Raw genomic sequence first — 12,299 nt, 5'->3', positions numbered from 1 at the left:
CGGCTCCCCCGGCTCTCGTCGGGCCGTTCGGGCCGCCGGGTCGGCGCCCCGTGTGCGACAGCCTTCCGAGGAGTGGGGCACAGGGCAAGGGCGCGCGGTCGTGGCGTCGCGTCAGCGCGCCAGCTCGGCGTCGATGACGTCCGCCAGCGCCCCGATGACCGGCCAGGCTCCCTCGGAGCTGTTGCCCAGCACGCTCACCGTCGTCCGTGTCCCGATGACGTGGGTCGAGCGGAACGAGGCGCCCGCGTCGTAGCCCTCGAGGATGAGCGCCGACGCCGTGCCGTGCACCCAGAAACCCATGCCGTAGCGCAGCTCCTCCTCCGGGACGTCGTTGCGGGGCAGCGTCAGCTGCGCGACGCCCTGTGGGGAGACGATCGCGCCGTCGAGCAGCGAGCACCAGAAGCGGTGGAGGTCGGCCGCCGTCGTGAAGGCGCCGCCGTCGCCGTTGCCGAGCACGGGCAGGTGCAGCGTGTTGGCGAGGTCCCCGTCGTCGTGGACGTACCCGAGCGCGGCATCGGCCGGCAACGCGTTGAGCGGGAGGAAGTCGGTGGCCGCGAGCCCGGCGGGCGTGAGCACGAGGCGCCGCACGACGTCGTGGTACGTCTCGCCGGTCACCCGCTCGAGCAGGACGGCGAGCACCATGTAGCCGCCGTTGCAGTAGGAGAACCGCGCTCCGGGCGGGAACTTCTGCTCCCGGCCGGCGAGTTCCGGCAGGAAGGCGGTCGCGGTGGTGAGGCTGTGTACCGGCACGGTGAGCACGAAGTCCGACGCCTCCCAGTCGGCGTCCTCGTCGAGGTAGTCCCCGATGCCGGAGGTGTGGCTCAGCAGGTGCTCGAGCGTGACGCCGTCGTCGATGAGCGGCAGGTCCTCCCCCAGCAGCTCGCGCACGGGCTGGTCGAGCCCCAGCACGCCGTCCTCGACCAGCCGCATGACGGCGAGAGCCGTGAAGGCCTTGCTGCCGCTCGCGACCGCGATCCGGGTCCGCGCGGTCACGGGGTGCCGCAGCGCGCGGTGGGCGTAGCCCTCACAGCGCTCCAGCACGCGGCGGTCGCCGACGTCGACGGCGACGACTCCGGTGAAGGCAGCGGCCGCCACGGCGTCGTCGAGGATCGAGGTGTCGATGTCCACGGGAGGGAAGGCTACGCGGGCACCGGTGCTCCCGGGCGCTCCGCCTGCCCGATGGCCTCGACGATCCGCTCGCACACCGCGTACGTGACGAGCGCGTCGCCGGCGTCGAGCCTGCGTCCGTCCGTCACCGCGGCGAGAAACTCGCCGCACATGGCGGTGAAGCCCCGCAGCTCGGTCGCCGGTCGCCAGCCGTCCCGTCGCACGGCTCGCTCCTCGCCGACGAGGTCGACGACGTCGGCGAGGTCGACCACCTGGCGTCGTCGGCCGTCGAGGGTCACGACGTCGCGGTCGGGCCAGTGCGCGAGTGTCCGGTACGCCGGGACGTACCGCCGGTTGAACCCGACGGCGAGCGACGCCGAGCTCGTTCGCGAGGGCGACGACGCGGGTAGCCGCATCCAGCCCCGAGGCGATGGCCTCGTCCAGCGCGGTGAGGCGCTCGGGGATCCGGTACCGCTCCCCACGGGCTCGACGGTGCTACGCCGGCGGGAGACGAGGACCGGCGTGACACCGGGTGTCGCGGCGAGCACGGGCAGGTAGGCCATCGTGGCGATGTCACCGAGCCCGATGACTGCGACGCGCATGCGGTGCACCTGTCCGTCCGGGCGGTGTCGGTGGTCCGTGTTCCGTGCGGGCCACCGCAGGCCGCCGCACGGGGCGCGAGCCTAGCGGGCGCGGGCGCGCTCCCGGGCCGCTCAGCCGTTCACGAGGTCAGCGAGGTCGATGAGCTCGTACCCCTGCGCGCGCAGCCCCTCGATGATGGCGGGCAGGGCGTCGGCGTCCAGCGTCGTCCCGTCGTCGGGGTTGGCACCCACGTGGAGGAGGACGATCTGTCCGGCGACTGCTCCGGACAGCACGCGCCCGGCCACCGCGCCGGCGTCGAGGCCTCCGCTCGTCCCCTTCCAGCCCAGGGAGTCCACGGTCCAGCGCACCGGCAGGTACCCGGCGTCGTTGACGACCGCGATGTCGGCGTCGGTGCGCGCCCCGTAAGGAAATCGGAACAGTGGGCGTGCCGGACGTCCGGTCAGCGCCGTGATCGCCGACTCCGCGGCCGCGAGATCGGCGTGGATCTGGGCGTTCGTCAGGTCCGGGTAGGCGAGGTGGGTGTCGCTGTGGTTGCCCACGGGGTGCCCGGCACGCGCCATCGCCCGCACGCTGTCCGGGTAGCTGCGGGCGAACGCTCCGGTGACGAAGAACGTCGCGGGAGCGTCGTAGCGGTCGAGGGTGCCGAGGATGCTGGAGACGGCGGCGTCGGAGCTGCCGCCGTCGAACGTCAGCGCCACAACCCGCCGTTGCGTCGCGATCCGCTCGAGGTCGACCCCTCGCCAGGCGGCCGGCAGCGCCGGTTCCGGCGGTGCCGGTTCCGGCGTCGGGCGGGGTGTCGGCTCGCGAGGCGGCTCGGTGGAAGGCGCGGGCTGCGGCGCCGGGGGGTGCTCGGTGGGCGGCGAGGACGCTTCGGGCGACGGCGGCTCGGGTGGCGACCGCTCCGCGGACGGGCTCGCCGTCGTCCCGGTCGTCGCCCCTGCCGGTGGGTCGGCCGGGTCGCCCGTGGACGCGCTGCACGCCCCGAGGACCACCGTGAGCACGAGGCCGAGCACGCGCGCCCGGCGCCGCCCACCGCTCGTGGGTCCCGCGCTAGCCGCGAGCATGTCAGGTCCTCAGCCGCGGCCGTGACGAGCGCCGTCGTGCCGGACGCCCTCGGCGCCCGGGCCCGGTGCGTCGTCGTGGTGGCGCGGCCCCGGCGCCTCCTCGCGAGGACCCGGCCCCGGTACGTCGTCGTGGTGGCGCGGCCCGAGCGCCTCCTCGCGAGGACCCGGCTCCGGTGCGTCGTCGTGGTGACGCGGCCCGGGCGGCACACCCGCGCCTGGGTGCCCCGCCCGGTGCCCACCCGGAACGGGACGCGACGACGGGTCTGCGCCTCGGGGTCCGACGTCCACGGCGGGGAGGTCGAACCATGTCCGCAGCCAGTCCCGCATCGTGTCGATCTCCCGGGTCTGCACCTCGACCATGACCTCGGCGAGGGCCCGGAGCTCGGGATCGCTCCCCCGCGCGAGCTCGACCTGTGCCATGTGGACGCCCATCCGGTGGTGCCGGACCATCGCGACGAGGAAGGCCTCGTCGAGCTCCTCGCCCGAGAGGGCACCGAGATCGACACCCCCGTGGTGTCCGTGCTGCGGCATGACCGGCCCGTCCTCGGGTCGACCCAGCCGTTCGGCCGCGGCACGGAGCAGGACGATCTCCTCGGCCTGAGAACGGGCGATCTCGGCCGCGAGGTCTCGGAGCTCGTCACGCGCCGACCGCGCGACGGCCAGCTCCGCCATCTCGACGGCGTCGGCGTGGTGCTCGGCCATGCGGACGGCGAACCACACGTCCGTGGTCCAGCGGCCGACCTGCATGCCCGGTCCCGACCGCGCGCTCGCCTCGACTGCCGGGCACACACCTGCAGACGGGCACTCGCTCGCGGCGCCGGCCGCGCTCGCGCCGAGCCCGCTCACCGCGAGCGTCACCGCGGTCATGACCGTTGCGCGCCTCCACCACCCTCCACGCGGCGCCCCGGTAGGACGCGCCCGCGTCTCTGCGTGAGACCTCATCGCGACCACTCCTCGGTGGGCGGCCCGCCCGAGAGCGGGCAGATGGACAGAGGCACTCTCATCATGCCCCTCCGTACCGGCTCGGGACGAGGGGCGAAGGTCCCGGCACGCGACGACGCCGCCACGGGCGGACGGCAGCGACCGCACGGGCACGTTCGCCCGTGCGGTCGCTGCCCTCGTCGCTATGCCAGCTGGCGCTGACCCCGGACCTCGTGTCCGGGGACCACGCCGACGTGGTCGGCGAGCTCGACCACGAGCATCACGAGGATCGCTCCCATGAACACCGCGAGCCACACCCCCGCCGCCGCCGTCTCGGCGAGTGCCAGAGCGGCGACGCCGAGCGCGAGGACGACCACTGCGAGTGCGATCTCCGCCTTGCCGAGCCGGTCCACCGGGTCACCGCGGCGGATCACCGCGAACGCGGCGGCACCGAGCACCAGACCGATGGCCGCCATCCCGCGCGGGTCCCGGACGAACGGCATCGAGCCGTTGAGCAGGTAGCCGACGTACGGGACCGCGATCGCCGCGCCGATGAGCAAAGCGAGCACGTCCTTCTTCCTCAGCTTCATTGCCATCACACCTCCCCTCACTCCCCAGGATCCTCACCGGCACCGGCACGGCCAGCGACCAACGTCCCGTCCGTGGCACCCACCGACCGTGGGGTCCACCCCACGTGCGCGTCCGCGGGAGTACCGTTCGCGCCATGAGCGCCGTCGTCATGCGGGACGTGGTCAAGCGGTTCGGCTCGACCGTCGCTCTCGACGGCCTCGACCTCGACATCGCCGATGGTGAGGTCCACGGCGTGCTCGGCCCGAACGGCGCCGGCAAGTCGACCTCGGTCCGGGTCCTGCTCGGCCTGCTGCGGGTCGACTCCGGGTCCGTCCGGCTGCTCGGGGGTGACCCGTGGTCCCAGGCGTCCGAGCTGCACCGGCGGATCGCCTACGTCCCGGGCGACGTCTCGCTCTGGCCGAACCTCACCGGAGGGGAGGTCATCGACCTGCTGGGTCGGCTGCGGGGTGGCCTGGACCGCGTCCGGCGCGACGAGCTCATCGAGCGCTTCGAGCTCGACCCGCGCAAGCGCGGCTCCGCCTACTCCAAGGGGAACCGCCAGAAGGTCGCGCTCGTCGCCGCCCTGGCCTCCGACGCCGACCTGCTGCTGCTCGACGAGCCGACCGCCGGGCTCGACCCGCTCATGGAGGCCCAGTTCCGTGCCGTGGTCCACGAGCGCCGCGAGGGCTGCACGGTGCTGCTGAGCAGCCACATCCTCTCCGAGGTGGAGCACCTGTGTGACCGGGTGAGCATCATCCGGGCCGGTCGCGTCGTGGAGACCGGCACGCTCTCCCAGCTGCGCCACCTCACCCGTACCCAGATCGTCGCCGAGCTGCCCGGTCCGGTCCCCGACGACCTGCTCGGGCTGCCCGGCCTCCACGACGTCACTGTCGACGGACCCCGGCTGCAGTGCCAGGTCGACGACGTCCACCTGGCCGCGCTGGTCTCCCGGCTCGGCGACCTCGGCGTCCACAGCCTGGCCTCGAGCCCGCCCAGCCTGGAGGAGCTGTTCCTGCGCCACTACCAGGACGAGCCGGCGTCCCGATGAGCGGCCTGGGCACGCTGGTCCGGCTCGCGCTCCGGCGCAACCGCTGGTTCCTCACCGTCTGGCTGCTCGCCTTGGTCGTCGTCGTGCCCGCGACGGCCGCGGCGTACGAGCAGGTGGTGCCCGACCTCGGCCAGGGACGGCTCGTCATCGAGGGTCTGGCGAACAACCCGACCATGCGGGCGATGCTCGGCCCGCCCTTCTCGCTCACCGAGCCCGGCGGGTTCACGGTCTGGCGGGTGGGCACCTTCGTCGCCACCCTCGCCGGGGTGATGTCGGTCCTCGGGACGGTCCGGCTGACCCGCGCCGACGAGGAGGCCGGGCGCACCGAGCTCCTGCGCTCCGGCGTCGTCGGCCGGCACGCGCCGCTCGCCGCCGCGACCCTCGTCGGGCTCGGTGCCTGCACACTGCTCGGGCTGCTCGTCAGCGGGGCGATGGTGGCGGTCGGCACCGACCCGACCGGGTCCGCGGCGTTCGGCCTGGGCGTGGCGCTGACCGCGGGGATGTTCGTCGGCGTCGGCGCGCTGGCCGCGCAACTGACCGGCTCCGCCCGCGCCGCTCGCGGGATCGGCCTCGCCGTCCTGGGGGTCGCGTACCTGGTGCGGGCGGTGGCCGACGGCGTCCCCGCGGACAGCCCCCTGCGCCGCCTGCAGTGGGCGTCCCCCGTGGAGTGGATGGCGCTCGCCCGTCCCTACGCTGACGAGCGGTGGTCCGTGCTCCTCCTCCCGGCCGTCCTCACCGCCGTCCTGGTGGCGTTGGCCGTGTGGGCGGAGGCCCGACGGGACCACGGGTCCGGCCCGTGGCTGCCGCGGCCGGGTCCGCCCACCGCAGGCGAGCTCCTGTCGTCGCCGTCGGGCCTGGCGTGGCGGCTGCAGCGCGGGACCGTCCTGGCGTGGGCGGTGGCGCTGGCCGTGTTCGCCGGCGCGATCGGCTCGCTGACCCCGAGCTTCGCGGCGATGTTCAGCGACCTCCCGCAGCTCGAGGAGCTCCTGCTCCGAATGGGCGCGGGGGCCGAGCAGCTGACCCAGGGCTTCTACGTCGCCATGCTGAGCATCCTCGTGCTCGTCATCGCGGCGCACGGGCTGCAGCTGCTCGGGCGGCTCCAGCACGAGGAGACCGAGGGGCGCGCGGGCATCGTGCTGTCCACGGACGTGCGCCGCACCCGGTTCGCGCTGTCCCACACGCTCCTCGCGCTCGGCGCACCGACGGTGCTGCTCCTGGTCTGCGGGGCGCTGCTGGCGGTGCCCCAGGCGGTGGACGACGGCTCCTGGGCCGTGGTGACCGACGTCGTCGCCGGCGCAGCGGCCCTTCTCCCCGGGGTGTGGCTGGTGGTGGGCCTGGGCCTGCTGCTCCACGGGTGGGTGCCCCAGGCCGGCTGGATCGCCTGGCTGGTGGTCGGCTGGTCCCTGGTGATCACGTGGATCGGGGCGCTGCTCAGCCTCCCCGACTGGCTGCTCGAGCTGACGCCGTTCGCCCGGCTCCCCCAGCTTCCGGTCGAGGACATGCGCTGGCTGCCGGTCGTCGTCACGACCGTGGTTGCCGCCGCCCTCCTGGCGGTCGGGCTCGCGGGCTACCGGCGGCGCGACCTCGAGGCGTGAGCCCGACCGGCACCGCCGAGTTGCGGGCCGGCCGCGACTCCTGCGGCTATCGTCACCCGTGTGAGCGAGCCGCAGCGCAGCAGCCAGCTGGACACGATCCGTGACGGGTACGCCTTCGCCGAGCCGAGCGTCGTCCTCGGGGCGGCGGTCGACGACGGGCGCGTGGTGCCCGACGCCGTCGTCCGGCTGCCGCTGGCGTCGCTGAACCGCCACGGCCTGGTCACCGGGGCGACGGGCACCGGCAAGACGGTCACCCTCCAGGTGCTGGCCGAGCAGCTCTCGGACGCGGGCGTCCCGGTGTTCCTCGCCGACGTCAAGGGCGACCTCACAGGGCTGTTGACTCCCGCCGTCGGCGGCGGGAAGGTCGACGAGCGGATGGGGGCCCTCGCGCAGGACTGGGCGGGGACGGCGTACCCGGTGGAGCTGCTCAACCTCGGCGGCGAGGGCATCGGGACGCCCGTACGGGCGACCGTGACCGACTTCGGCCCCACCCTGCTCGCCAAGGTGCTGCGGCTGAACAAGACGCAGGAGTCGAGCCTCGGGCTCGTCTTCCACTGGGCCGACCAGCAGGGGCTGGCGCTGCTGGACCTCAAGGACCTGCGTGCCGTCGTCCAGCACCTCGTCTCGGACGAGGGCAAGGACGACCTCAGGGGGCTCGGCGGCCTCGCGAAGTCCACCGCGGGCGTGATCCTCCGCGAGCTCGTGGCGCTGTCGGCGGCCGGTGGCGACGTGTTCTTCGGCGAGCCGGAGTTCGACACGGCCGACCTCATGCGCCTGACGTCGGACGGCAAGGGCATCATCAGCTGCCTCGAGCTGCCCGGCGTGCAGGACAAGCCGGTGGTCTTCTCCACCTTCCTCATGTGGCTGCTCGCCGATCTCTTCCAGGACCTGCCCGAGGTCGGCAACCCGGACAAGCCCGCCCTGGTGTTCTTCTTCGACGAGGCCCACCTGCTGTTCGAGGACGCCTCCCCGGCGTTCCTCGACGCCGTCGAACTGGCGGTGCGGCTGATCCGGTCCAAGGGAGTGGGGATCTTCTTCGTCACCCAGACCCCGACGGACGTCCCCGAGTCCGTGCTCGCCCAGCTCGGCAACCGCGTGCAGCACGCGCTGCGGGCGCACACGCCCAACGACGCGAAGGCGCTCCGCGCCACCGTCTCGACCTTCCCGTTCAGCGACTACGACCTCGCCGAGCTCATCCCGTCCCTCGGGACGGGCGAGGCCGTCGTCACCGTGCTGTCGGAGAAGGGCGCACCCACGCCCGTGGCCCACACGATGCTCCGGGCGCCGCAGAGCCGCATCGGCCCGTCCGACCAGGACCAGCTGGACCGGGTGGTCGCTGCCTCGGCGCTGCGGGACCGGTACGTGGAGCCGGTCGACCGGGAGTCCGCCCACGAGATGCTCGCCGCTCGGCTGCGTCAGGAGGCGGAGCTCGCGGAGGCCGTCGCCGCCATCGAGCGCGACGCCGACCGGGTGGCCGCTGAGCGACCCCGGACGACACGTGCACCCGAGCGGTCCGGGCCGACGCCGCGGGGCAGCGACGACGGGATGGTCGGACAGGTGCTGGACTCCCCCGTGATGAGGTCGATGCTCCGGTCGGCGGGCACCGTCATCGGTCGCGAGATCACCCGCTCGATCTTCGGGACGCGACGCCGGCGGCGGTGACGGGCGTCGCCTCGCCGCGTCAGCCTTGCCTGCTGCCGTCCTCGGGCATGATCCCCGCCAACCTCCGGAGCTGGCCGCGCAGGTACGGACGAGCACGACGCTGCCCGCCGCGCTCGCCGACGGCCGCATCCAGCCGCTCGAGCACCCGGTCGAGCGCGGCGACCTCCACCGGCCAGCCCCGGCGGAGGCACTCCTCGAGCCACTCGACGGGCGACCGGTGCCCGCGCTGGGCGTTGCACCGGTGGCACGCCGCCACCTCGTTCTCCGCCCAGGACGGCCCGCCCCTCGCCCGCGGCACCACGTGGTCCACCGTGGGCGGCACCAGCGGTCCGAAGGCCCGCCCGCACCAGAAGCACCGGCCACCCTGGGCGGTGACCGCACCGTCGAGGCGCGCGGGACGCGGGAGCTGGGGCACACCGACAGCGTGGCGCGGGCAACGGGTCGGGGCTACCCGGCAGGGGGCTCCGCCGAGGCCCGGGTGGCGCGGGAGGTGAACAAGACGGACTAGAGCGAGTGACCTCGGCGCCGCTACGATCGGGTGACGGGCCGTGGCCACCGCGACACTCCGCTCAGGCAGCGCCGCGCACGGTCGTGAACTGTTGAGCAGCGGGGCAGCCATGACAGACCATGCAGCCCGTCCGACCGAGGCGCCGACCGCGCCGGGGACGCTGTGTCTGTTCGGTGGCCCGTACGTCGTGCGCGCCGGGCGACACATCGAGGTGCCCGAGGGCAGCAAACGGCTGCTCGTCTTCATCGCGTTGCACGCCGGACGACTCGACCGCCGCTACGTGGCGGGCACCCTGTGGCCGGACGGGGACGACGAACGCGCGGCGGGGAACCTGCGGTCCGCGCTCTGGCGGCTCAAACGGGCGGAGATCGACCTCGTCCAGGCAGACAAGCTCGCCCTGTGGCTGCGGCCGGGCACGACCTCCGACATCGAGCTCTTCAGCAGGTGGGCCACCCGGCTCATCGGTGGGCGGCCGACGGCCGCAGACCTGCACGTCCCGCCGTGGGACATCCACGCGATGGAGCTGCTGCCCGGGTGGTACGACGACTGGGTGACCTTCGAGCGCGAGCGCATCCGTCAACGACTCCTGCACGCCCTCGAGCAGCTGAGTCGCGAGCTCGTCACGGCAGGACGGTGCGGCGAGGCCATCGAGGCGGCCACCGCAGCCGTCGGTGTCGAACCACTTCGGGAGAGCGCGCAACGTGTGCTGATCGAGGCCCACCTCGCCGAGCACAACCTCGTCGAGGCGCGGCGCCTCTACGTGCGCTACCGGCAGCTCGTGCGTCGGGAGCTGCGCATCGACCCCAGTCCGGGACTGACCCGGCTCGTCGTCACTGCCGACAGCACTGGAGCGGACGGCACGTCGAACGGTCACCGTCGCCCCGACGGCCACCTCGCCACGCGTGCCCCTGTTTGACCCAGGCGGGCCCGCGCCGGGACCCGACGACAGCGCTCCTCGGCCCGACCGCGAGCCGCCGAGGCACGTTCTTCGCCGGGGCGGCCGTGACGCCGCGGTGACGCGGCACTGCGAGCGTGGGACCGATCGAGGGCGCGTGCGGACGATGTGAGCGAACGCGGAGGTCGACTGTGGGCACACCGATCGTCGTCGACTGCCACTCACACGTCTTCAACGCCGAGGACCTGCCGGTCGACGGCTTCATCAGACGCCTGTCCCCGCTCCCCTCCTTGCTCACCGGGGTGTTCTCCAAGCCGTTGGACCGCCTCACGCAGTGGGTGGCGCCCGGCTCAGCCGAGATGCAGTACATCCTGGACCGCCTGGGCGGCGCGACCGGGACCGAGTCGCTCGCCCCGACAGCGCCGCTGGGCGCCGAGCTGCTGAGCGACGAGGAGCTCGACGCCCGCCTCGTCGCGATGCTGCCGATCCGGGCGGTCGCGGAACCCGCCCTGGAGACGGTGGCGGCGCCGTCGACCGAGGACGGGTCCCTCCGCGCGTTGGAGGGTGCCATCGCGGAGGCGTCGCCCGAGCAGCGCGCCGAGCTGAACGCCTGGCTCGCGGACGTGGGCCAGCCGCCGGTGGACGAGCCTTCCCCGCCGGCGGGGCAGGAGTCGCTCAGCCCGGGCGCGCTCTGGGCACAGGCGCGTGCCGTCCGCGGCGCCGCCCACCGGTACCTCGCCCTGCTGCGGCTCGCCACCCGCCACCGGCACGTCATCGCCGCCGAGCTCGCGACGACCTACCCCGAGGTCTCGCTCTTCGTGCCCGCCCTCGTCGACTTCAGCCACACGGCGCGGGACGTCCCGGCCACCGACGTCCCCACCCAGATCACGATCCACTCCCTGCTCGCCAAGATGTCGATCACGGCACGGATCCCCGGCGCCCCGGACGCACGGTTCCACCCGATGGTCGGCTACTGCCCCTACCGCGAGGTGGCGACGTCGGAGCTGAGCCGGTGGGAGCCCACCTCCCACGAGACGAACCCGTACATCCCCTACGCCGACCTTCCACAGGCGACGACGGAGGACCACCATCACCCCGGGATGCGGTACGACCCGAGCCGGGCGCGCAGCCTGAGGCAGCCGTCCGGGCCGTGGCACACCGCCCGCCTCGACCTCGGTGGCGTCGAGCGGTCGCTGGACCTGGTGCGTCACGCCGTCGAGGTCGGCGGGTTCGTCGGAGTCAAGCTCTACCCGCCGGCCGGCTACCTGCCCATGGGCAACGTCGCACGGTTCGGTGAGCGTGTCGGTGGCCGGCTCGACGCGGCGCTGCGGGCGCTGTACTCCTACTGCGAGGTCGAGCAGGTGCCGGTGCTCACGCACGCGGCCTTCAGCGTGGGGTTCGAGGACGGGTACGCGGACCTGGCCGCCCCCACCGGTTGGGCAGCGGTGCTGGCGGACCACCCGGAGCTGCGCCTGTGCTTCGGGCACTTCGGGCACCTCCACGGGACGGGGCCGGACGGAACCCCGGGCCCGGCGAGCTGGCCGTACCGCTTCATGGAGCTCATCGACCAGTACCCGCACGTCTACGCCGACATCGGCAACTCCCACGTCGCGGCGGCCGACGCGTACCGCCGCCGTTTCATCCGGCTGCTGTCCACGCTCCTCGGTCCCCGCGACTCCGAGGAACCGGTCCACCTCGCGCGCCGACGGCGCGTGATGTTCGGCAGCGACTTCTGGATGAACCTCACCGGTCCGAACCACCGGTCGTTCCTCGCGGTGGTCGACCGGGAGGTCGAGGCGATGGTCGGTGAGACGGCTCGCCGCGACTTCATGGGTGCGAACGCCCTGCGCTGGCTCGGGCTCACCGGGGAGGACGACGAGCCGGACCTCGCCAACCGCAACCGCCGCCGCCTCGTGGACTTCTACGGTGACCACCCGCTGCCGTCCTGGCTGGAGCACCCGTGACGGACGGGTGACGGTGGGGCGCCACGATGACGTCGCGCGACGAGTCAGTCCCGAGCACGGCGGCGCGGACCCGCACCGCTGCCGAACTTCCTGGAGAGAGCGGACATGACTGAACAGTCAGGCGAGGCCCCGGAGCCCCGGGGCACGGAGAGCGCCGGCACCGCGGAGCTCGGTGAGCCGGAACGAGCGGGTCGGGAGGTCCCCCAGGGGGACGTCGACGTCGACCTGAACGCACGACAGGAACGCATCTCGGAGCGCCGCAAGGCAGCAGGCCCGGGCATGCGTGAGGAGGAGGGCCGGGAGTCGCCCGACGACGCGCCTCCCTCCGGCGAGGAGTCCAACCCCGACGACCCGGCCTGAGG

Annotated in this window: 12 protein-coding genes; 6 read left to right on the top strand and 6 right to left on the bottom strand. The window is 73.7% G+C overall.

What is annotated here, in order from left to right:
• Positions 1–111: 111 nt before the first annotated feature.
• From VR894_RS13340 to VR894_RS13320, 5 genes are all read right to left on the bottom strand, one after another.
• Positions 112–1,128 (bottom strand): serine hydrolase domain-containing protein, encoded by a 1,017-nt coding sequence (locus VR894_RS13340; protein ID WP_324652282.1) that lies wholly within the window; start codon positions 1,126–1,128, stop codon positions 112–114.
• 11 nt (positions 1,129–1,139) lie between these two features.
• Positions 1,140–1,709: a hypothetical protein gene (locus tag VR894_RS13335; protein WP_324652280.1), complete on the bottom strand. Its 570-nt coding sequence runs from the start codon at positions 1,707–1,709 to the stop codon at positions 1,140–1,142.
• Between the two features lie 111 nt (positions 1,710–1,820).
• The gene (locus tag VR894_RS13330; RefSeq protein WP_324652278.1) at positions 1,821–2,774 is read right to left on the bottom strand and encodes a polysaccharide deacetylase family protein; all 954 of its coding nucleotides are present in this window, start codon (positions 2,772–2,774) and stop codon (positions 1,821–1,823) included.
• 9 nt (positions 2,775–2,783) lie between these two features.
• Positions 2,784–3,641 (bottom strand): DUF305 domain-containing protein, encoded by an 858-nt coding sequence (locus VR894_RS13325; RefSeq protein ID WP_324652277.1) that lies wholly within the window; start codon positions 3,639–3,641, stop codon positions 2,784–2,786.
• Positions 3,642–3,898: 257 nt separating this feature from the next.
• Positions 3,899–4,285 (bottom strand): hypothetical protein, encoded by a 387-nt coding sequence (locus tag VR894_RS13320; protein WP_324652274.1) that lies wholly within the window; start codon positions 4,283–4,285, stop codon positions 3,899–3,901.
• A 134-nt stretch (positions 4,286–4,419) separates the two neighbouring features.
• On the opposite strand from VR894_RS13320, the gene VR894_RS13315 reads away from it, so the two are divergent.
• Genes VR894_RS13315 through VR894_RS13305 form a run of 3 tightly spaced genes read left to right on the top strand, consistent with a single transcriptional unit; the run spans position 4,420 to position 8,570 of the window.
• A complete protein-coding gene (locus tag VR894_RS13315) occupies positions 4,420–5,313 on the top strand; it encodes an ABC transporter ATP-binding protein (RefSeq protein WP_324652272.1) in 894 nt (297 codons plus the stop codon).
• Entirely contained in the window at positions 5,310–6,908 is a 1,599-nt protein-coding gene (locus VR894_RS13310; protein ID WP_324652270.1) for a hypothetical protein, read from the top strand. The genes VR894_RS13315 and VR894_RS13310 overlap by 4 nt, the downstream gene beginning before the upstream one ends.
• Before the next feature lie 60 nt (positions 6,909–6,968).
• Complete coding sequence (locus tag VR894_RS13305) at positions 6,969–8,570, top strand: helicase HerA-like domain-containing protein (RefSeq protein WP_324652268.1); 1,602 nt, start codon at positions 6,969–6,971, stop codon at positions 8,568–8,570.
• A 19-nt stretch (positions 8,571–8,589) separates the two neighbouring features.
• On the opposite strand, the gene VR894_RS13300 is transcribed toward VR894_RS13305, so the two are convergent.
• Positions 8,590–8,985: an HNH endonuclease gene (locus VR894_RS13300; RefSeq protein WP_324652266.1), complete on the bottom strand. Its 396-nt coding sequence runs from the start codon at positions 8,983–8,985 to the stop codon at positions 8,590–8,592.
• 202 nt (positions 8,986–9,187) lie between these two features.
• On the opposite strand from VR894_RS13300, the gene VR894_RS13295 reads away from it, so the two are divergent.
• The 3 genes from VR894_RS13295 (at position 9,188) to VR894_RS13285 (ending at position 12,297) form a co-directional block, all read left to right on the top strand.
• Positions 9,188–9,994, top strand: coding sequence for an AfsR/SARP family transcriptional regulator (locus VR894_RS13295; protein WP_324652264.1), 807 nt, complete (start codon positions 9,188–9,190; stop codon positions 9,992–9,994).
• A gap of 170 nt (positions 9,995–10,164) precedes the next feature.
• Entirely contained in the window at positions 10,165–11,937 is a 1,773-nt protein-coding gene (locus tag VR894_RS13290; protein WP_324652262.1) for an amidohydrolase family protein, read from the top strand.
• 105 nt (positions 11,938–12,042) lie between these two features.
• A complete protein-coding gene (locus VR894_RS13285) occupies positions 12,043–12,297 on the top strand; it encodes a hypothetical protein (protein ID WP_324652260.1) in 255 nt (84 codons plus the stop codon).
• Positions 12,298–12,299 lie beyond the last annotated feature (2 nt).

Source organism: Georgenia sp. H159, from assembly GCF_035607575.1.
Lineage (GTDB): Bacteria > Actinomycetota > Actinomycetes > Actinomycetales > Actinomycetaceae > Oceanitalea.
This window is presented reverse-complemented; position numbering and strand designations above follow the sequence as displayed.